Source organism: Arthrobacter sp. N1 (assembly GCF_048288285.1).
Taxonomy (GTDB): Bacteria; Actinomycetota; Actinomycetes; order Actinomycetales; family Micrococcaceae; genus Arthrobacter_D.
The window spans coordinates 3,063,017-3,082,873 of record NZ_CP102608.1; the positions used below are offsets into that span (position 1 = coordinate 3,063,017).

General features: G+C 70.6%; 16 protein-coding genes. 8 read left to right on the forward strand and 8 right to left on the reverse strand.

Translation table 11 applies throughout. The annotated features are described in order from the left end of the window. Positions 1 to 32: 32 nt before the first annotated feature. The 3 genes from NVV32_RS14255 to ssd are packed head-to-tail and all read right to left on the reverse strand — an operon-like array spanning position 33 to position 3,195. Positions 33 to 815, reverse strand: a complete 783-nt coding sequence (locus NVV32_RS14255; RefSeq protein ID WP_422390596.1) for a type II secretion system F family protein — start codon at positions 813 to 815, stop codon at positions 33 to 35. Next, entirely contained in the window at positions 812 to 2,122 is a 1,311-nt protein-coding gene (locus NVV32_RS14260) for a TadA family conjugal transfer-associated ATPase (protein WP_422390597.1), read from the reverse strand. Before NVV32_RS14260 ends, NVV32_RS14255 begins: the two co-directional genes overlap by 4 nt. Further along, complete coding sequence (gene ssd, locus NVV32_RS14265; RefSeq protein ID WP_422390598.1) at positions 2,119 to 3,195, reverse strand: septum site-determining protein Ssd; 1,077 nt, start codon at positions 3,193 to 3,195, stop codon at positions 2,119 to 2,121. The genes NVV32_RS14260 and ssd overlap by 4 nt, the downstream gene beginning before the upstream one ends. Before the next feature lie 116 nt (positions 3,196 to 3,311). Between ssd and NVV32_RS14270 the strand changes: the two genes are divergently transcribed. Next, the gene (locus NVV32_RS14270) at positions 3,312 to 5,003 is read left to right on the forward strand and encodes a bifunctional 3'-5' exonuclease/DNA polymerase (protein WP_422390599.1); all 1,692 of its coding nucleotides are present in this window, start codon (positions 3,312 to 3,314) and stop codon (positions 5,001 to 5,003) included. Positions 5,004 to 5,097: 94 nt separating this feature from the next. After that, positions 5,098 to 6,591: a hypothetical protein gene (locus NVV32_RS14275; RefSeq protein WP_422390600.1), complete on the forward strand. Its 1,494-nt coding sequence runs from the start codon at positions 5,098 to 5,100 to the stop codon at positions 6,589 to 6,591. Here the strand turns inward: NVV32_RS14275 and NVV32_RS14280 are convergent. From NVV32_RS14280 to NVV32_RS14290, 3 genes are all read right to left on the reverse strand, one after another. Next, a complete protein-coding gene (locus NVV32_RS14280) occupies positions 6,503 to 7,189 on the reverse strand; it encodes an NUDIX hydrolase (RefSeq protein ID WP_422390601.1) in 687 nt (228 codons plus the stop codon). The genes NVV32_RS14275 and NVV32_RS14280 overlap by 89 nt on opposite strands. 87 nt (positions 7,190 to 7,276) lie before the next feature. After that, the gene (nth, locus tag NVV32_RS14285) at positions 7,277 to 8,080 is read right to left on the reverse strand and encodes an endonuclease III (protein WP_422390602.1); all 804 of its coding nucleotides are present in this window, start codon (positions 8,078 to 8,080) and stop codon (positions 7,277 to 7,279) included. A gap of 60 nt (positions 8,081 to 8,140) precedes the next feature. Then, positions 8,141 to 9,469, reverse strand: coding sequence for a hypothetical protein (locus tag NVV32_RS14290; RefSeq protein WP_422390603.1), 1,329 nt, complete (start codon positions 9,467 to 9,469; stop codon positions 8,141 to 8,143). A 292-nt stretch (positions 9,470 to 9,761) separates the two neighbouring features. Between NVV32_RS14290 and acs the strand changes: the two genes are divergently transcribed. Further along, complete coding sequence (acs, locus tag NVV32_RS14295) at positions 9,762 to 11,720, forward strand: acetate--CoA ligase (protein ID WP_422390604.1); 1,959 nt, start codon at positions 9,762 to 9,764, stop codon at positions 11,718 to 11,720. Between the two features lie 59 nt (positions 11,721 to 11,779). Here acs and NVV32_RS14300 read toward each other — a convergent pair whose 3' ends face one another. Beyond that, positions 11,780 to 12,202: an organic hydroperoxide resistance protein gene (locus tag NVV32_RS14300; protein ID WP_055767462.1), complete on the reverse strand. Its 423-nt coding sequence runs from the start codon at positions 12,200 to 12,202 to the stop codon at positions 11,780 to 11,782. 116 nt (positions 12,203 to 12,318) lie between these two features. Here NVV32_RS14300 and NVV32_RS14305 point away from each other — a divergent pair, with 116 nt between their 5' ends. The 4 genes from NVV32_RS14305 to NVV32_RS14320 all read left to right on the forward strand — a co-directional run bounded on the left by NVV32_RS14305 (position 12,319) and on the right by NVV32_RS14320 (position 16,797). Then, complete coding sequence (locus NVV32_RS14305) at positions 12,319 to 12,900, forward strand: TetR/AcrR family transcriptional regulator (protein ID WP_422390605.1); 582 nt, start codon at positions 12,319 to 12,321, stop codon at positions 12,898 to 12,900. A 75-nt stretch (positions 12,901 to 12,975) separates the two neighbouring features. Continuing rightward, positions 12,976 to 14,301, forward strand: coding sequence for an MFS transporter (locus NVV32_RS14310; RefSeq protein ID WP_422390606.1), 1,326 nt, complete (start codon positions 12,976 to 12,978; stop codon positions 14,299 to 14,301). A gap of 7 nt (positions 14,302 to 14,308) precedes the next feature. After that, entirely contained in the window at positions 14,309 to 14,776 is a 468-nt protein-coding gene (aroQ, locus tag NVV32_RS14315; protein WP_422390607.1) for a type II 3-dehydroquinate dehydratase, read from the forward strand. Between the two features lie 98 nt (positions 14,777 to 14,874). Continuing rightward, entirely contained in the window at positions 14,875 to 16,797 is a 1,923-nt protein-coding gene (locus NVV32_RS14320) for a dipeptide ABC transporter ATP-binding protein (RefSeq protein WP_422390608.1), read from the forward strand. Positions 16,798 to 16,803: 6 nt separating this feature from the next. Here NVV32_RS14320 and NVV32_RS14325 read toward each other — a convergent pair whose 3' ends face one another. Continuing rightward, positions 16,804 to 18,357, reverse strand: a complete 1,554-nt coding sequence (locus tag NVV32_RS14325) for a reverse transcriptase family protein (protein ID WP_422390609.1) — start codon at positions 18,355 to 18,357, stop codon at positions 16,804 to 16,806. A gap of 403 nt (positions 18,358 to 18,760) precedes the next feature. Here NVV32_RS14325 and NVV32_RS14330 point away from each other — a divergent pair, with 403 nt between their 5' ends. After that, positions 18,761 to 19,741: a DUF5996 family protein gene (locus tag NVV32_RS14330; RefSeq protein WP_422390610.1), complete on the forward strand. Its 981-nt coding sequence runs from the start codon at positions 18,761 to 18,763 to the stop codon at positions 19,739 to 19,741. The last annotated feature ends 116 nt before the right edge of the window (positions 19,742 to 19,857 follow it).

Consider the following 19,857-nt stretch of genomic DNA (forward strand, 5'->3'; position numbering starts at 1 on the left):
AGCGAGCAGCAGCGCCGTCAGCACACCCTCCATCAGGAGGTCGATTCCGCTCGTCGGACGAGGCGCCCCGACCACCACCGCGCGACGACCATGAGCAGCACGCCCGTGCAGAGAGCTGACCGTCCCCATGGGTCGGTGGACAGCACCTGCACCGGATCGACGCCCAGCGCGAAGCCGAGCAGCAGTCCGACGACGGGCAGCCAGGTCAGGAGGACGACCGTGGCGCGCGGTCCGGCAAGAGCCGTCTCCCTCGCGGCCCGCCCCGCGAACTCGGCCTCCAACTGGGCGGCGTAGTGGTCCAGGATCGTGGCCAGCGGGGCACCGCTCCTCTCCGCCACGGCCAGGCATGCCGCAAGATCTCCCCAGAGACGACCGACCGCCTCGGTCAGGAAGCCCCCCGTGGTGTCCTGCGGTGCGGCACCGAGGGCGTCGCTCAGGGTTTCCGGGACACTCAGGCCCAAGGCGGACGCCCGCCGTGCCGCCGAGATCACTGGCCTCGCCCGGGCGGCGAACCCGGTGCCCTCCTTCGCATACACACCCTCCAGATCGATCCACAGCACGGAGGGAGGTCTCCCCGCCCTGAGCAGGCCGGCCATCTGGCGGACGAACAGGGGTAGCTCCTCCACCGACTCCGACCCCGACTCCGACCCCGGCATGCGCCCGAATCGCGACCGGAGCCGGAGGACCCCGGGCGGACGTCCCACGGCCCTCCGACCGGCGGAAGCCACTGCGCCTTCGTGACGGACGGGCCTGCCCGGATCCGCGAGCACGAGGACGGCGAGCACGAGCAACAGGGCCACTGCTGCCCCGGTCATGGGACCGTGCGGGCCGGACACCGGGCCTCGACCGCGAGCTCCGGCACAGGACCGGTCCAGCCGACACGCCGCGCGAAATCGACCCACCCGCCGGACCGGAAGCAACCCTGCCCGGCGTCGACGAGGACGGGGTCGACGACCAGCCCGGCAGCCCGCTCGAGTCGGAGGAGGTTCAGGCTCCCGACGTGCCGCCCACGGCCGTCTCGGGCGACGTGCACCACGACGTCGAGTGCACTGGCCGCCTGGCGGTCGAGTGCCTCGGGTGTCAGACCCGCCAGTGCGGCGAGCGCACTGAGCCGTGCGGGTACGGCCTCCGCGGAATTCGCATGGATGGTCCCGCCACCGCCGTCGTGACCCGTGTTCATCGCGGCCAGGAGCTCCCTGACCTCGGCGCCACGGCACTCCCCGACGACCAGGCGGTCCGGCCGCATCCTCAGGGCCTGGCGAACCAGTTCGGTGAGGTCGAGGACGCCGGCCCCCTCGAGGTTCCCGTGCCGTGCCTGCAGACCCACCGTGTGCGGATGAGCGGGATCGAGTTCCGCCGCGTCCTCGACCAGCACCAACCTCTCCTGCGGCGACGCGAGCCCGAGCAAGGTGGAGAGCAAGGTGGTCTTCCCCGTACCCGTGGCGCCGCTGATCAGGAAATTCAGCCGCGCCTGCATCATCAGGGTCAGGGCCTGCGCCATCACCGGCGCCACGGCCCCGGACGCCACCAGCTCCTCCAACGTGAGGACACGCCGCCTGCGGATCCGGATGGACAGGAGCGTACCTGCGGTCGAGATCGGCGGAAGCACCGCATGGACACGGAACCCGTCGAGCTGGACGTCGACGGCCGGACACCCGTCATCAAGACGCCGCCCCCCGGCCGCGACCAACCGGACGGCCAGCGTCCGCACCTCCGCGTCCGCGGTGAAGATCCGCCCGATCCGCTGTAATCCGTCGGGACCGTCGACCCATACGTCCTCGGGCCCGTTCACGAGGATGTCGGTGACCGTGGGATCGGCGACCAACTGCTCCAGCGGTCCGAGACCCTCGAGCTCGGCCCGGACGAGATCGAGAGCGGTCAGGACGCCCTCCGACCCGAGCAACCTGCCGGTGGACCCGATCGCGCCCGCGAAGGAAGCATCCGTCGCGGCCACCTCGCCGGCCAGCACCGCCCGTCTGACGGAGTCCACGAGGGCAGCATCGCGGTGCCCATGCTCCGGGCGGAGGAACCCCGACACATCCGTGCTGCGGCGACCGGGCTGCTCCGACGAAAGCCGGATCTCGCGGCGCGTCCGGCCCGCCGCCGATCTCCCGTGCGTCATGCCGGCCCCCTGAGGACCCGGCAGATCGTATCGACGGTTCTCCGCGCCTTCCGCGGCAGACGGAGGTCGGCCTGGCGGCCGCTCACCTCGGCAGCGGACGCGCCGCGGACGGACGGGAGGAGCGGGAGCGGACCCGGCACCCCCAGCATCTCCGCGACGCACCATGCATCGAGCCCATCGGTGACGGGGCCTCGCAGCACGACGGTGACCGGAAGTGCCGCATGGGAGCGGAGGGCGGCACCGGCCGCCGTGATGCCGCGCGGACGGGACGGCACGAGGAGGACGAGAGCATCGCACAGCTGCACCAGCGGGCCGCCGCCGGCGTGCCCGGAGGGAAGGTCGACGAGGGTGAGGTCGAATCCGGCACGGGCGGCATCAAGGACGATCCCACCCGCTTCGGCCGTGGCCTGCAGTCCCCCTCTGGCCCGGTCTCCCGACGGCGCCCTGTGGGACAGGACCGACAGGTCCTTGACCGTCGGCAGGGCGGAGGAGAGCTGATCCGCGTTGAGCGTTCCCCGGATACCGTCCAGGTCCTCCCACCGGACGCCCGGATGTTCCTCCCAGCCGATGCTCACCTCCAGTCCCCCGCCGGCGGGGTGTCCGTCCACCAGCAGCGTCCTGTGCCCTTCGCGGGACAGCGCCCGCGCGCACCAGAAGGCGAAGGAGCTGACACCGCAACCACCCGAGGAGCCGGTGAATCCGATCACGGACCCACCGGTCGCCGGATGGAGGCGACGTCCGAGGTGTTCGGCCAGCCACCCGCCGCCCTGCGGCACGATGACCACCCGGGACGATGCGAGATGGGCCGCCTTCCCCCACACACGGGCCTCCTCGTCCGCCGCGGCAACCACGATCACGTCACGCGTCGCCGAGAGTTGGTCGAGGGGTGCGTCCACACCCACCAGCAGTACCTCGGGGTCGAGGTGAAGCGCCTCGGCGAGACCGTTCACGAGGACCGGAGCGATACCGGCGGCAGCGCAGGCCCGGGCGACCTGATCCCTGATGAACTGCGATCCACCCGCGAGGACGACCCCGCACTGCGCGGTATCGACCTTCCACCCCTGCTGAGTCATGACCCAAGCCTCGATCTCCATGAGGTGGCAGCGGGGCGGTGGTACGGCTATGTGGACAAGCAGGCGGAAAGGCTGCGGATTGCAGGAATGACACCGGGACGGCCGACAATATGGGCATGTACATCGCCGTGGCGCCGCCGTCCGGGCGCGCTGATCCCGGTGACGTCCAGCTACAGCGTCTCGACGTCGGCGGGGCCCTTGTCGGCGGGGCCCGAACGGTCTCCCGCCGGGAGCTACCGTCGGTCGTGGCGACCGAGGAGTCGGGCCGGCCGAGGTGGGTCTGGAGCAGTACGCGGCAGTGGTACCCGGATCTGCTGCGCGCAGGTTCGGATGTCGACCGCTGCTGGGATCTGGCCCTGACCCGCACGATCCTGACGAACTCGCCTTCTTCCGGCGCGTCACCCTACCTCGACGCGCTGAGGGCGAACGGGCCGAGCGGTGACGGGACGGAGCCGCCTCGCACCCTCCTGCCGCCACCGGTGGCCGCCAACCAGCATTCGCTGTTCGACCAACCCCAGGAGCCCACGGGCCCTCGCCTCGACGAGGTCGTCGAAGAGTTCCGGAACCAGCTCGCTGCGAGCGCAGGAACCACGGACCACACCAGGCTATCCCTCCTGATCGCCGCCGAGTCCGCGGGCGGACTGATCGCTGCGGAGATGGAGCACTCCGGCCTGCCGTGGCGGCGGGACGTTCATGAGGACCTTCTCGAACGGACCCTCGGACCGAGACCTCGGGAAGGAGTGCGGCCGGTGGAACTCGAGCGGCTGGCCGACGCACTGCGGACTGCCCTCGCCAGCCCTGCGCTGAATCCCGACTCCCCGCAGGACATGCTGAGGGCGCTGCATCGCGCGGGAATCGAGGTGAGGACAACCCGCTCCTGGGAGCTGGAGCAGCATCATCACCCGGCCATCGGACCGCTCCTGGCGTACAAGAAGCTGTCCCGTCTCCTCACGGCGAACGGGTGGATCTGGCTCGACACGTGGGTGCGCGACGGACGCTTCCGCCCCGAGTACGTCGTCGGTGGAGTGGTGTCCGGTCGGTGGGCGTCCCGCGGGGGTGGGGCGCTGCAGATCCCTCGCCAGGTACGTGACGCCGTCCGGCCGGACGACGGTCAGTGCTTCGTCGTCGCCGATGCCGCGCAGCTCGAACCCCGGGTCCTGGCGGCCCTCGGTCGTGATTCCGCGTTGGCGGCTGCGGCACGCGGCCGCGACCTGTACCAGGGCATCGCCGACCAGGGCTTCGGAGGTGACCGGTCGAAGGCGAAGCTGGCCATGCTCGGGGCCATGTACGGGGCCACGAGCGGCGAGTCCGGCAGACTCATGCCCCAGCTGACACGCGCCTACCCGCGCGCGATCGGTGTCGTCGAGGCCGCGGCGCGGGCCGGCGAGACGGGTAGGGGCGTCTCGAGCTACCTGGGCCGCGGGTGCCCTCCCGCGTCGGAGGAATGGTTCGCGCGGCAGCGGACGACGACGGCGGAGGAACAGCGTCGCGCCGACAGCGCGGCGCGGGCCCGCGGACGGTTCACCCGTAATTTCGTGGTGCAGGCCTCCGCTGCCGAATGGGCCCTGTGCTGGTTGGCGGAGGTGCGGCGGCGCATCGCGACGGCGGCTTTTCCTGAGCCACGCAGCCGCATCGCCTTCTTCCTCCACGACGAGGTGATGCTCCACGTCCCCGTCGCTCGCGCCGAGGAGGCGCAGGCCGTGCTCGAGGACGCTGCGCGAGCCGCGACGCGACTGATCTTCGGTGACATCCCCATCGACTTCGCGATCACGACGGCGATCGTCAGCTCCTACGCGGACGCCAAGTAGCTCCCGCGCAGGGTTGTCCACATCGTCCCGCCCTTCCGGCCGAGGAGATCGTCCGGCCCGTACGGTGGCACGGTCACAGGGGAGGGTGAGTTGGATGCACGCGCTGAGGATCGACACGGACCGGATGGAGGAGGCGTCCGCATTCGTCGAGGCGGCGGGCAGCAGGATCTCCGATGCGGTCGGTGTTCTGGGCGGGATCCTCGACCGGAGCGGTGGAATGGCGGGCTGGGACGCCCTCGGGTCCGACTGGGCTGCCTCGTACGATCCGGCCGCCGCCGAAGCGGCCGATGCCTGCCGCGAGCTCGAACTCGCCTGCTCGGACACCTCGCGCGCTCTCGCCATCGCAGCTGGGAAGTACCTCCAGGCCGAGCACGTCGCGTCGATGGGTGTCTCTGCCCTCATGACCCCGTTCCTGCCCGCGTTCCGTCCGGACGGGCCGGCATGGGTGTTTCCCTCCGCCGCTGACGGCAATAGGGGCTGTCCTCCGCCTGGCTGGGACATCGTCGCGGGGATCGCGGGCGTCCTCTGGCCGGCCGGAGACCCTGAAGCGCTCCGATCCGCGAGCACCGCATGGAGGGAGCTCGCCGCGCAGATCGAGGGAGGGATGGACGGTTCTGCGGCCGTCGCCGGCGACGCCGTGCAAGGGCTCGCCTCGGCGGACCTGACGCAGTTCCGCACGAGGAACGCTGCAATCCAGGACACCGGCCGGCAGATCGCGGTGGCAGCGCGGGACATCGCCGGCGCCTGCAGCTCGCTCGCAGAGGCCATCACCCTCGCACACGAAGAACTCATCGACGAGACGCACTCCTTCCTGCTGGAATGCGCGGCTCTCGCGGGGGTCGGCATCGCCCTGAGCTTCGTGACGCTCGGCGGATCGGCGGCGATCACGTCCCTCGTCGGAGCGGCTCGGGCTGCGCAGATGGTGATCCGGGTGCAGGCCGTCGTGGCACGGCTCACCACGGCGGCCCGCTCCGTCGGTGCGGTGGCGGCACGTCTCCCGGGAGCGGGTCGGCTCACGACCGGGCTGCATGCGCTCTCACGAACGCCGGCCGCCCTGTCCTCGCTCGTCGGTCCGCCGCGACGGACCCTGTCCGTGACGGCCTGGCATGCCGCCTCCTCCCCCCGACTCTCGGTGCTCGCGCCGGCAGTGCGGTTCGTACACCCCGTCGGAGCCGCCGCCGTCAGGTTCGTTGATTCGAAGGCGGTCTCCCTGGCCCTCTCCAATCCCGCCTCACTCACTCTCGGCCTCCTGCCGGTCGCCACCCGCCGGACGGTCCTGCGATCGGTCCTGCCCCAGGGGAACACTCCGGAACGCGTGCTCGAACTGGTCCGGGCGAAGGGCGTCGGGACACAGCTGCTCCCGGCCGCGAGCGCTGCGGTCAGGACGAAGGAACGCCTCGACACCGTTGAGGGGCTCGTGGGCCTGCCGGCGCACGTGGGCGAACGCTACCTGCCGGCGAGACCCTCGACAGTGCCGCTCGGGGAGGGCCCGGGCCGGCTCACAGCGGTGCGGGGATCTCCAGCGAGCGGTCCCACGCGCGGGTCCACCCCAGTCCGTCGAAGATCGCGTCCAGAAGCATCGCCGTGAATCCCCAGATCACGGCGTGGGGCGTGACGAAGGCCGGGGTACGGCTGACGAAGCCGTCGCGTTCCAGGAACGCCGTCCGTCTGCGGTCCGGGTCGAGCAGGGTACTCACGGGGCACCGGAAGACGAGTTCGGATTCCGCAGTGTCCACGGCGTGGGTCGGCGACTGCCGCTCCCACCAGGCGAGAACGGGAGTGACCATGAAGTTGCTGACCGGGAGGCCGACCTCCGGAAGCGGGCCGAGGAGCGCGACTCCCTCGGGATCGAGGCCGGTCTCCTCCCGCGCCTCACGGAGCGCTGCGCCGCCCTCGTCGACGTCACCGGGATCGATGGTCCCACCGGGAAACGCCACCTGCCCGGGATGATGGGACAGCGAGCCTGCGCGGACCACGAACAGGAGATCGAGGTCGTCATGGGTGAGGTCGCCCGGAGCCGGCGCTGGGCTGCGATCCTGTCGCACGCCGAACAGGACCAGGACGGCCGCACGACGGGTTCGTGCCGGATCGAGCCTGGCGAACTGCCAGCCCTCGGGCCGCACGAGCGCCGCGTCGGTGCCCTGCATCGAGCGGACCCAGACGGACACGTCGTCGCGGACGCTCATCGCCGGCCGACCGACAGGGCGCAGCGTCGTGGCCGACAACGGTCGGTCGACCGTGACGCTGCGCCCCTTCCCCTGGGCGTCGATGATTCAGGCACCCAGTCCGTGCCCTGCCTCGCGGAGCTCTGCCCGGGTGCGTCCCGCTCGCATGAGGTCCAGGAGGTCCTCGCGTCCCGGTGCGAGCTCGTACTTGAGGAGTTTCGCTGCCTTGACGGGGTCCGTCTCGCCCTCTCCGTAGGACGGGCACAGGGCTGCGACGGGGCAGACACCGCAGGCGGGCTTCTTGGCGTGGCAGATCCGCCTGCCGTGGAAGACGACGTGGTGGGACAGCATGGTCCAGTCCTTGCGGTCGAACAGCACGCCCACCTCCATCTCGACCTTCACCGGATCGTCCGATGCCGTCCACCGGAAGCGACGGGCCAGACGCCCGAAGTGCGTGTCGACCGTGATGCCCGGAACGCCGAACGCGTTGCCGAGCACCACATTGGCCGTCTTGCGGCCCACTCCGGGCAGCGTCACGAGATCCTGCAGCGAGGGCGGGACCTCGCCGTCGTAGTCGTCGACGAGGCGGCGGGACAGGGACAGGAGGCTGTTCGCCTTCGCGCGGTAGAACCCGGTGGGGCGAATGATCTCCTGCAGCTCCATCTCGTCCGCCTCGGACAGGGTCCTGGCGTCCGGATACCGCTCGAACAGGGCCGGCGTGGTCAGGTTCACCCGGACGTCGGTGGTCTGCGCCGACAGGACGGTCGCGACGAGGAGTTCGAAAGCGTTCCTGAAGTCGAGTTCGGCGACCGCGTACGGATACGTCTCACCGAGGATCCGGTTGATCTTCCGAGCACGGCGCTTGAGGGTGACCGGAGCCTCCTCCTCGAGCTTCACTTTCCTGCCTGCCACGATAGGGCTTCCTTCCAGCGGTGCGTCTCTGTCCACGTGCTCGCCGTGGCGGTCGGTGCGTCAGTCGCGGGGGGCGCGCTCGATGTTGCGGAGATCGCGCAGGATACCGACGGCGCCCGTGCGCTTGTCCTGGACGAGGAATTCGTGCCCCCGGTCCTCGATGCCCACTTCCCAGTCACCGGGTTGCAGGGTGAAGATCTCGCGTCCCGACTGTTCGTCCACGACGGGACGGGGGGATCCGACGGCGAACCAGAAGGCTTCGACGACCGGTTCCTCATCCGCGGACCGGGTGGCGGTGATCGGCTCCTGCCGCGCGCGTTCCTCCGGTGCTGCGTCGGCCGCCCCGTAGGTCTTCGTCGATTCGTCCCGCACGACGTCGTGCGCGCGAATCTGATCCGCGGCGCCCGTCCGGGACTCCGGCGAGCGGTCGGAGCGGCCATCCGTCCGCTCATCGGCATCCTCACCGACGGAGTGCGCGCCCGACTCGGCCGACGCATCCCGATCGGATGCCTGCGCGGCGGACCGCTCCAGCCCGGACTGGCCCGACGCTGCGGCTCCTGCTCCCACCACACCCGCGCCACCCGCGCCATAGAGGCCTGCACCGTTCTGCCGGACGGCAGCCGCAGCCGGATTGATGTCATCCCCCGCTCGTCCGCGATCGGTGGCACCCGACCGGCCGGGAGCTGCCGAGCTGCCGGCGTCACCCGTGGCCGGTCCGGTCGTCACGGAGGCTAACGACTTCTCGGCCTTCAGCACCTTTCCAGGCTTCTCTGCCTTCTCTGCCTTCTCTACCTTCTCCGGCCTGGGTGGGCGGGGGCCGGCGGCCGTCATGGGACGTGCCGTGCGATGGGCCGCAACCTCCGGCCGGTCCTCGAAGTCGTTCCTCACCACGGGTAGGAAGGGGCCGACGACGGTCGCCGCCAGCATGCCGAGGGCTCCGATCAGCGCCAGCAGGGACCCGGCCCGGAAGTCGGTGACGGTCTCCAGGAAGAAGAAGGCGGCGGCCAGCACGGCGCTCACGGACGCGAACTGGTCGACGGAGAGCGATCCCACCCGGAGCCCGTGCGATCCGAGCCGACGACCGGCCAGCAGTGCCAGCGCGATCACGGGCATCAGGATGCCGATGCCGATGAAGAACAGCGGCTCGGTGTTCCAGAACGTGGCAGAGCGCACCATGCCGTCGATGAACGGCAGCAGCGTACCGATGAAGACCAGGGCCACGCCCCCGCCGAAGACCGTTTCGCGGAGCGTGAAGGGACCGACGAGCGCTGTACTGGGGCCGACCGGGGAGGACGACACTCCCGGATCCGAGCCGTGCCCCGAGGACGAGGGTGCCGGCCCTCCGGTGTCCGCACCGGCGGCGCGCTGCCCCTCGGATGATTCGGTCATGGTCTTCTCCCGTTCGTAGCCCTGGTCACCGGCGGCCCCCGACCACCGGCGCTGATTACCTTCGTCCACCCTAGCCACCGGCCCGTGGCAACTCCACCGACGAGGCGCGGAGCGTCCTGGCCACTCACCGCACAATCGCCGCATCTCGGCTAGGCCGTGTGACCGCGGGCACACGGCGAGCGGAGAACTCGATAGTGTTCCGGTGGAGCACGTCGCCATGCTGCGATTCCTCGCGGCCCCGGCCGGGCTCCTCCATCGAATCTGTACCGGACACGTCATAAAGGGGTAGAACATGAGCGCCGATCGCCAGGGCGACGCCTTCGAGAACCTGCTGCACGAGGAGCGCCGATTCCCGCCCAGCGCGGAGTTCGCCGCGAACGCCGTCGCCCAGCCGTCCCTCTACGACGAGGCGCGCGAGCAGGGCACGGAGTTCTGGGCGGCCCAGGCCCGTGCACTCCTGTCCTGGGACACGGACTTCACGCAGACGCTCGACTGGACCGATGCCCCGTTCGCCAAGTGGTTCGTGGGCGGGACCATCAATGCGGCCTATAACGCGCTGGACCGCCATGTCGAGGCCGGGCTCGGCGATCGCGTGGCCATCCACTTCGAGGGCGAGCCCGGAGACACCCGGACCATCACCTATGCGGAGCTCACACGGGACGTGAAGAAGGCTGCCAATGCCTTCGAATCGCTCGGCGTCGAGAAGGGCGACCGTGTTGCGGTGTACCTCCCCATGGTCCCGGAGGCCGTGGTCACCATGCTCGCCTGCGCGCGCATCGGCGCGGTCCATTCCGTGGTGTTCGGCGGGTTCTCCGCGGACGCCCTCCGCAGCCGCATCGACGATGCCGAGGCGAAACTCGTGGTCACCTCCGACGGCACCTACCGCCGGGGCAAGCCCAGTGCCCTCAAGCCCGCGGTCGACGGTGCGCTCGAGAAGGAGGGGCACACCGTCACGAACGTCGTCGTGGTCCGCCGCAACAACGAACCCGTCGAATGGACCGAGGGGCGCGACGTCTGGTGGCACGACGTCGTGGAGGGGGCGTCCGACGAGCACGCCGCGGTGGCCCACGACGCCGAGCACCCGCTGTTCATCCTCTACACCTCCGGCACCACCGGGAAGCCGAAGGGCATCCTCCACACGACCGGTGGCTACCTCGCGCAGACCGCCTTCACGCACCGGAACACGTTCGACCTCCGCCCCGAGACCGATGTCTTCTGGTGCACTGCGGACATCGGCTGGGTGACGGGCCACAGCTACGTCGCCTACGCGCCCCTCGTCAACGGCGCGACGCAGCTGATGTACGAGGGGACACCGGACACCCCGCACCAGGGCCGATGGTGGGAACTCGTCGAGAAGTACGGCGTCACCATCCTCTACACGGCCCCGACGGCCATCCGCACCTTCATGAAGTGGGGGCGCGACATCCCCCAGAAGTACGATCTGTCCTCCATCCGCGTCCTCGGTTCCGTCGGCGAACCCATCAACCCCGAGGCCTGGATGTGGTACCGCGAGGTCATCGGCGGTGGCAAGGCTCCGATCGTCGACACCTGGTGGCAGACGGAGACGGGCGCTCACATGATCGCGCCGATGCCCGGTGTCACGGCGACGAAACCGGGCTCGGCGCAGGTCGCCGTCCCCGGCATCGCGATCGATGTCGTCGACGAGCTCGGCGCCTCGGTACCCGACGGCTCCGGCGGCTACCTCGTCATCCGCGAGCCGTGGCCCTCGATGCTGCGGGGTATCTGGGGCGATCCCCAGCGCTTCAAGGACACCTACTGGTCCCGCTTCGACGCCATGTACTTCGCGGGGGACGGCGCGAAGAAGGATGCCGACGGCGACATCTGGCTCCTCGGTCGCGTGGACGACGTCATGAACATCTCGGGCCACCGGCTCTCCACCACGGAGATCGAATCGGCGCTGGTGAGCCACCCGTCGGTGGCGGAGGCGGCCGTCGTCGGCGCGAGCGACGAGACGACGGGTGAGGCGGTGGTCGCCTTCGTGATCCTGCGGGGCTCGGCGAAGGACGACGACGACATCGTCACCACCCTGCGGAACCATGTGGGCAAGGAGATCGGGCCCATCGCCAAGCCGAGGAACATCCTGGTGGTGCCGGAACTGCCGAAGACCCGCAGCGGGAAGATCATGCGCCGCCTGCTCAAGGACGTGGCGGAGGGTCGCGAGGTCGGTGACGCCACCACCCTGTCGGACCCGACGATCATGCAGCAGATCGCCGTGTCCCTGCGGAAGTAGCAGCGCAGGCAGAGGACCCCCGCCCTCGGGCGGGGGCCTTCTGCGTCCATCGGGGCAGATCAGCCGATCGTGGCGTCCACCGTGACGTCGATGTTGCCGCGCGTGGCATTCGAGTAGGGGCAGACCTGGTGGGCCTGCTCGACGAGGGAGTCTGCCGTCTCCTGGTCCACGCCGCCGATCTCGGCGTGCAGTGCGACAGCGAGCTGGAACCCGCCGCCGTCCGTCGGGTTGATGCTGACCTCGGCCGTGACGGCGGTGTCGCTGATCTTCGCCTTGCTGCGGCCCGCGACGAGCTTCAGGGCGCTGTGGAAGCAGGCGGCGTACCCGACGGCGAAGAGCTGCTCGGGGTTGGTCGCGCCACCGGCTCCGCCCATCTCCTTCGGGACGGCCAGGTCGACGGCGAGCTGCCCGTCGTCGGTCCGGGCCTCGCCGTTGCGCCCGTCGCCCGTTGCCGTGGCCACTGCCGTGTAGAGAGCACTCATGGTGTCGATCCTTTCGTCCCGGGTGCCAGGGTGACGCCCATCCCTTGTAGACTAACTAGTAACTCTACGTCCACAAAATCGTCGCCGGAGAAGCCCCGAACCCCGAATGGAGCACGATGACCGCCCAGCCGCCCGTCCGCGAGCGCATCCTCGCCTCGGCCACCGCACTGTTCGACGCCACGAGCATCCGCTCGGTCAGCGCCGATCGCGTCATCGCCGACGCCGGTACCACCAAGGTGACCTTCTACCGCCACTTCCCCTCCAAGGACCACCTCGTGGTCGCCTACCTCGATCAGCAGCTCGGCCTGCTGCAGCAGGCCGTGGCGAAGGAGCGTGCGGCCGGGCTCGACGCCTGCACGGTCCTGCTGCACGTCGCCGAAGCCAACGGCAGCGCTGCCTGCCGTCCGGGCTTCCGGGGCTGCACCTTCATCAACGCCGCAGCCGAGTACCCCGCGGCAGGTAACCCGGTGCGGGCCGCCGTCGCCCGGTACCGCTCCTGGCTGCACGGCGTCGTCGCAGACCTCCTGCGCGACCTCGGTGCGGACGAGCCGGACCTCGTCGCGGACCAACTCATCATGCTGCGGGACGGCGCCATGGTGCACGGATTCATGGAGGACCCCGCCGCCGTGACCGGGGCGCTCGTGGCGGCGGGGCGGGCGACCATCGGGGCGCAGGTGCGACGGTCCCTGCCCGCGTAGGCTCCCTGGGCCGCAGCAGTGTGATGTTCGTCCTGAAACGTGGCCCCACGGCACTGCCGAGAGGACAATTTCAGCGTGTCCACTACGCTTCAGCAGCCTCCCGTATCGAATCCGCGCATGGCCCGCCGCGTCGCCGGCGCCTCGTTCGTCGGAACAGCACTCGAGTCCTACGACTTCTACGTGTTCGGCACCGCAGCCGCACTCGTGTTCAATGTCGTCTTCTTCACCGAGCAGGATCCGCTGACCGGCACCCTCTCGGCGTTCCTGGTCTTCGCGATGGGATTCGTCGCCCGCCCCCTCGGAGCCATCCTCTTCGGCCACCTCGGTGACCGGATCGGCCGCAAGCGGACCCTGATCTGGACCATCACGCTGATGGGTCTCGCCACGGGGACCGTGGGGCTGCTTCCCGACTACAACGCCATCGGGATCTGGGCGCCCATCATCCTGACCGCGCTCCGCTTCCTGCAGGGACTCTCCCTGGGCGGCGAGTGGGGCGGCTCCATCCTCATCGCGACCGAGCACGCCGAACCCCGGAAGCGGGCGCTCTACGCGTCGATCCCCCAGCTCGGGTCCCCGGTCGGCACCATGCTGATCTCGGTCATCTTCCTGGTCCTCGCCGTCGTCGCACCCGAAGTCATGACCACCTGGGGCTGGCGCATCCCGTTCCTCCTCGCCTTCCCGTTCCTCGCCGTCGCGATCTACCTGCGCCTCGCCATCGACGAGACCCCGGTCTTCAAGCAGGTGAGCGAGGGACACCGGCTGCCCCGCATCCCCTTCCTCGAGGTCCTGAAGTCCCAGCCGGTCGCGATCGTCGTCGCGATCGCCTCCGCGGTGCTCGGGATCGGCTCCTACTTCCTCATGGTCACCTACACCCAGGCCTACGGCACCGAGACGCTCGGCCTCTCCCAGGCCACGGTGCTCAACGCCGCCCTCGTCGGGTCCATCCTCCAGCTCGGCACCATCCCGGCGTTCGGATACCTCGCCATGCGCATCGGGTCCGCGAAGGTCGTCGCCGGCGGGGCCCTCGGAACGGCGTTGATCGCCTTCCCGCTGTACTGGGTCATCAGCATCGCCACCGAACCGATGTACATCGCCGCCATCATCCTCGGCGGCATCCTGCCGACGGCGAGCTGGGCCGCCCTCGGTGGACTCATGGCGGACATCTTCAAGCCGGCGACGGCGTTCACCGCGCTGTCCTTCGCCTACAGCATCGCCGCGATCGTCGCGGGATTCGCACCCTCGATCACGCAGCGCTTCGGCATCGCGACCGACGGCGCCTGGTGGCACCCCGGCGTCGTCCTCGCCGCCATGAGCCTGGTGACGGTGGCCGGTGCGATCGGTGCCGTCCGCCTGCGCGCGCGGCTCGCCGATCCGGTGCCGGCCGGGAGCCGTGCGGCATAGTGGAGGCATGACGCACCACACGCCCGGCATCCTCGTGATCAACGGCCCCAACCTGAACCTGCTCGGCACCCGGGAGCCGTCCGTGTACGGCACGGCCACGCTCGACGACGTCGTGCGCCTGGCCGAGGAGGCCGCGCAGGCAGCGGGCTGCACGACGACGGCGATACAGTCCAACCACGAGGGCGAACTCATCGACGCGATCCACGCGGCGCGAGGCACCGCGGACGGCATCGTCATCAATGCCGGTGCTTTCACCCACACCTCCATCGCGCTGCGGGACGCCCTCTCCGCCGTCGGGCTGCCGGTCGTCGAGGTGCACATCAGCAACGTGCACCGGCGCGAGGACTTCCGGCACCACTCGTACATCTCCGGCGTGGCCGACGCCGTGATCGTGGGGGCGGGCATCGACGGGTACCGGCTCGCCGTCGATCACCTCGCCCGCCGCCTGACCGGGCACCGGGCGGCCGAGGCGTAGCAGGCGCACCGCACCGGTCCGTCCATCGTTCCCGAAAAGTTGTGGCGAGCGGCCCCGACCGGACGGGAACACGCCCGTCGATAGGGCACGATGGTGCTATGACGGACATCACCCCCGCCGCGACCGACCGGCCCGAGGATCTCGACGCACCCCTGCTGGAGGTTCGGGACCTCGCAGTCAGTTTCCGGACCACGCACGGCGAGGTCCAGGCGGTCGAGAACGCCAGTTTCAGCCTGAAGCGCGGCAGCGCGCTGGCCATCGTCGGTGAGTCCGGCTCCGGCAAGTCGACGACGGCGATGGCCTGCATCGGCCTGCTGCCCGGCAACGGCCGTGTCACCTCCGGCAGCATCATGTTCGAGGGACAGGACCTCGTGCAGCTGCCCGAGGCGAAGATGCGCTCCATCCGCGGACGCGCGATCGGCCTCGTGCCGCAGGACCCGATGTCCAATCTGAACCCGGTGACGAAGATCGGCACGCAGGTCGCCGAGACGCTCCTGGTGCACGGCATGGCGACGAAGAAGAACGTCAAGCAGCGCGTCATCGACGTCCTCTCCGCGGCCGGCCTGCCCGACGCCGGCGAGCGCGCCAAGCAGTACCCGCACGAGTTCTCCGGCGGCATGCGCCAGCGCGCGCTGATCGCCATCGGCCTCGCCTGCCAGCCGCGCCTGCTCATCGCGGACGAGCCGACCTCGGCGCTCGATGTCACGGTGCAGCGCACCATCCTCGACCAGATCGAGACGATGACGGAGCAGCTGGGCACGTCCGTGCTCCTGATCACCCACGACCTCGGCCTCGCCGCCGAGCGTGCGTCGCAACTCGTGGTCATGCATCGCGGCCGCGTCGTCGAGACAGGTCCCGCCGACCAGCTGCTCAACGATCCCCAGCACCCCTACACGCAGTCCCTGGTGCGCGCGGCGCCCAGCGTCGCCGCGGTCCGCCTGCGGCCGGGAGCCTTCACGGCCGATGCCGCATCACGCCTCAAGCTCGCCGAGGCGGTCTTCGCGGAGCACGAGGCGGAACACGAAACCGGGCACGGGACAGCGCACGGGACGGGGCACGGGACAGGGCACGACGCCGGACCGGGTGCAGCTCCCAGCGGCGAACAGGCGTCGTCCGCCCCCGCCGCCGAGGCCGGCGGCGCGGGCGCCCATGCGGCGACGTCGTCGGCCGATCGCCCGACCGCCCCGGCACCGGTCGCGGACGGCTCGGCGCACACCCCTCCCGCGAACATCGTGGAGATCCGCGACCTCACGAAGATCTACAAGCGGCGCGGCAGCAAGGACGACTTCTATGCGGCGAAGAACGTCACCCTGGACGTCCCCCGCGGACAGACCGTGGCGATCGTCGGCGAGTCAGGCTCGGGCAAGACGACGACGGCGCGCATGCTGCTCAAGCTGATCGAACCGACGTCGGGCACCATGACGTTCGACGGCATGGATGTCGCGACCCTCGACAAGGCGCAGCTGAACGACTTCCGCCAGCGCGTGCAGCCCATCTTCCAGGACCCGTACTCCTCGCTGAACCCGATGTTCACCATCGAGCGGATCGTCGAGGAGCCGCTGAATGCCTACAAGCGCGGATCCAGGAAGGAACGCGCAGCACGCGTCCGCGAGCTGATGGACCAGGTCTCGCTCCCCCAGAACGCCCTGCGGCGCTACCCGGCGGAACTCTCGGGCGGGCAGCGCCAGCGCGTCGCGATCGCCCGTGCCCTGGCCCTGCAGCCCGAGCTGATCGTGTGCGACGAGCCGGTGTCAGCCCTCGACGTCCTGGTGCAGGCCCAGATCCTCAAGCTCCTCGGCGACCTGCAGTCGGAGCTCGGCCTGAGCTACCTCTTCATCTCGCACGACCTCGCGGTGGTACGCCTCATCTCCGACTACGTCTGTGTCATGAAGGACGGCGAGCTCGTCGAGGCCGCGAGCTCCGAGGAGGTCTTCCAGAACCCCCGCCACCCCTACACGCGGAAGCTCCTGGCGTCGATCCCCGGCAACGAGCTCAACATCAACGAGGACCTCGCGTCCTAGTCCGGCTCACCAGCTGATCCGCTCGAACGCGTCGCGCAGCTTCTCGCCGCGTGACGCGTTGAGGGCGGACACCCGCGCGATGCGCCCCGCGAGGTGGTCGCTGAACTCGGCCCGGCCGCGGCGCTGGGACTCCGGACCGTGGAGCGCGCAGTTGTGCAGGATCGCCTTCAGGGTGTCGTACTCCGTCCGTGCGACATTGGGGTGCGCATTGACCACGATCCCCGTCACCGACTGGCGGACGCTGCTGCCGCGTACCCGCGTCTTCCGGGCGTTGACCGAGAGGCCCTCGGCGGTGACGATGCGTCCCACTCCCCGGACGAAGGCATCCGCCCGACGCGCGAGGTCCGCGGAGCCGCTGAACGCGAGGTCGTCGGCATAGCGCGTGTAGACCCCGCCCGCGGCTTCGGCGTAGCCGGTGAGCCGAGCATCGAGGCGCCGCACCGCGAGGTTCGCGAGGGCGGGCGATGACGGGGCGCCCTGCGGCAGGTGCGCTGTCCGCAGTGCCCGGCGCAGGGCGAAGCGCTCGTCCGGCCCGCCGCCGTCCGGCATGGACCGGAGGACGGCGTCGGGTACGGAATGCGTAGTGAGTCCCGTCAGCACATGGGCGGCCGCCTCGGGATAGCCCGCCTGTCGCAGTGCCCCGAAGATCCGCCCGGGTACGACGTGCGCGAAGAAGGCGGTGAGATCGAGGGAGATGACGACGTCGGCCCCGGTGTGGAGCGCAGCGCCCGTGAGCGCACTGCGCCCGCGGACGAAGCCGTGCGCCGCCGGATGCAGTGGAAGCGGAGCGAGGATGCGGTCGAGCAGGCGGCGTTGGACGATGCGCAGGCGGGGTCCGGGCACCTCGAGGAGGCGCGGTACCCGGCCCGGTCGCTGCCGCCAGGAATACCGGTAATGCTGCAGGACCGGGACCGCGCGGCGGTTCCGCTGCCGGGTGTCGGCGAACCAGTCGAGGTCGCCGGGCGTCAGCCGCAACTCACGCGCCAGCCAGGTGAGGTCGCAGGACTCCCGGGACTCGTGCGCCCCGGGTCCCCCGGCTGTCGGGGCCGTGGGGACCGTCGGGACCGTGGGGGCCGCCACAACCGTCGGGGCCGTCGGCGCCGTGGGGGCGGTCGGGATGGCGGTGGTCGCGTCGGCGGCTGCGGCCGCGGGGAGGACATGCGACGGCGCGATGGGTCTGCTGTTCGCGGCGGCCGTCCCGACCGCGTCGGTCAGTGCCGGTTGCGCGGCGATCCAGCGGGACAGCTCCCGCGGGGCGCCCGCCGGTCTCCGGGGATACCCCGTCAGGACCGACCGCACGAGCGGTCCGAGCCACCGCCGTCGTGCCCCGAGAACGTATGCTCCCGCATCGACGAGGTCCTCGCGCCGCCAGTCGGACGCGTCGAGGAAGGCTTGGGCCAGCAGCCGCGCGAGGGCGGCGACGCCCGGCGCGGGAGTACGGGCGAGCACCAGGGACCCGGCCGCCGGCCGGAAGGGTGACCGTCCCGCGGCCTGCGCCAGGTCGGGCAGGACGTGGTCCTCGCGCAGGACGTGGTCGTGCGACCGGTCGTCCTGCTCCATGGCCTCCCCCTGACCCGCCCGCGGTGATCGCGCGGCGTGACGGACCCCGGCCGACCTGTCGTCCTGTTCGGGCGCTGAGCTGCGCGGAGCGCAGTCAGGTGCCCGAGGCGCTCTGTGCTGGTCGGTCTGCGTGCCCCGGGGTATCCCCGGAGAGGACCGCGTACCGCGTACGTGGCCCGCCTCGGCCGGGATCCGTCGCTGCCACCCTAGCAAGCAGTGCGCGCCCTTCCGCGCGGTACCGACCGCCGCGACACGCAGGGGACCGGAGGACCCGCCATCACCGCGCGCACCCGCCGGAGGTGTCCGGGTGGTTCCGCGCCCCCGTGGTCCCGAACCTGTACCGGACGGCCGCCAGTGAATAGATTGGCTGCACGACGACGATCACTTCAACGGACGGGGCGGCATGGGAGAGCGCGACGGCAGGGAGGGGACCACACCCACCGTGATCCCCGCACAGCGATGGTCCGAGGGGTGGCCCGCGCTGCGCGTGGCCGACTGGAAGGACACGCAGGCGACGCTCCACATGTGGATGCAGGTGGTCGGCAAGATCCGCATGGCGCACGCGCCGCTGGTGAACCACTGGTGGCAGGTGCCGTTCTACGTGACCCCGCGGGGCCTCGGCACCTCCTCCATCCCCTACGGCACCGGCGTCTTCGACCTCGAGTTCGACGTCGTCGCCCACCGCCTGCTGATCCGCACCAGCCTCGGCGAGGAACGCAGGGTGCCCCTCGAGCCGCAGTCGGTCGCCCGGTTCCACGAGCGGGTCATGACGGCGCTGGCGGACCTGGGGGTCGAGGCACCCATCCGACCCGTCCCCACCGAGGTGGAATCCACGGTCCCCTTCCCCGAGGACCACACGAATGCCTCCTACGACGCCGCCGCCGTCACCGCCTACTGGCAGCAGTTGATCCAGGCCGAGCGCGTCATCACCCGCTTCCGGGCCGAGTTCCTCGGGAAGGTCAGCCCCGTGCACTACTTCTGGGGCGCCATGGACCTGGCCTGCACGCGCTTCTCCGGCCGCCCGGCACCCACGCATCCCGGCGGTGCCCCGAACTGCGCGGACTGGGTGATGGAGGAGGGGTACTCGCACGAACTCTCGAGCTGCGGCTTCTGGGCCGGTGGCGGCGAGGAGGGCGCCTTCTACTCCTACGCGTACCCGGAGCCGGAGGGCTACCGGGACGCCTCGCCCGGCGTCGAGGGGGCGTTCTACAGCGAGGAGTTCCGGCAGTTCCTCCTGCCCTACGAGGCGGTCCGGACGTCCACCGATCCGGATGCCACGCTGCTCATGTTCCTGCGCGCGACCTACCGGGCCGCAGCCGAGACGGGGCACTGGGACGAGGGCCTGCTGATCGACCCGCACCGGCTGGAGAAGCACGCCCGGTAGGACGGCCCGGCCCCCGCAGCTGCCTCCGCCTCTGCGTCGGCCTGGCCCGCATGCGGATACGACGACGGCCACCACCGGGGTAGGTGGTGGCCGTCGTCGTGCACGGGTGGGACGCG

Excerpts from the sequence above, each read along its gene's own strand:
- NVV32_RS14300 (WP_055767462.1), bottom strand. The coding sequence starts at position 12,202 with ATGAGTGCTCTCTACACGGCAGTGGCCACGGCAACGGGCGACGGGCGC.
- NVV32_RS14255 (WP_422390596.1), bottom strand. The coding sequence starts at position 815 with ATGACCGGGGCAGCAGTGGCCCTGTTGCTCGTGCTCGCCGTCCTCGTG.
- NVV32_RS14280 (WP_422390601.1), bottom strand. The coding sequence starts at position 7,189 with ATGAGCGTCCGCGACGACGTGTCCGTCTGGGTCCGCTCGATGCAGGGC.
- NVV32_RS14290 (WP_422390603.1), bottom strand. The coding sequence starts at position 9,469 with ATGACCGAATCATCCGAGGGGCAGCGCGCCGCCGGTGCGGACACCGGA.
- NVV32_RS14305 (WP_422390605.1), top strand. The coding sequence starts at position 12,319 with ATGACCGCCCAGCCGCCCGTCCGCGAGCGCATCCTCGCCTCGGCCACC.
- NVV32_RS14325 (WP_422390609.1), bottom strand. The coding sequence starts at position 18,357 with ATGGAGCAGGACGACCGGTCGCACGACCACGTCCTGCGCGAGGACCAC.
- acs (WP_422390604.1), top strand. The coding sequence starts at position 9,762 with ATGAGCGCCGATCGCCAGGGCGACGCCTTCGAGAACCTGCTGCACGAG.
- NVV32_RS14275 (WP_422390600.1), top strand. The coding sequence starts at position 5,098 with ATGCACGCGCTGAGGATCGACACGGACCGGATGGAGGAGGCGTCCGCA.
- NVV32_RS14320 (WP_422390608.1), top strand. The coding sequence starts at position 14,875 with ATGACGGACATCACCCCCGCCGCGACCGACCGGCCCGAGGATCTCGAC.
- NVV32_RS14270 (WP_422390599.1), top strand. The coding sequence starts at position 3,312 with ATGTACATCGCCGTGGCGCCGCCGTCCGGGCGCGCTGATCCCGGTGAC.
- NVV32_RS14260 (WP_422390597.1), bottom strand. The coding sequence starts at position 2,122 with ATGACGCACGGGAGATCGGCGGCGGGCCGGACGCGCCGCGAGATCCGG.
- aroQ (WP_422390607.1), top strand. The coding sequence starts at position 14,309 with ATGACGCACCACACGCCCGGCATCCTCGTGATCAACGGCCCCAACCTG.
- ssd (WP_422390598.1), bottom strand. The coding sequence starts at position 3,195 with ATGACTCAGCAGGGGTGGAAGGTCGATACCGCGCAGTGCGGGGTCGTC.
- NVV32_RS14330 (WP_422390610.1), top strand. The coding sequence starts at position 18,761 with ATGGGAGAGCGCGACGGCAGGGAGGGGACCACACCCACCGTGATCCCC.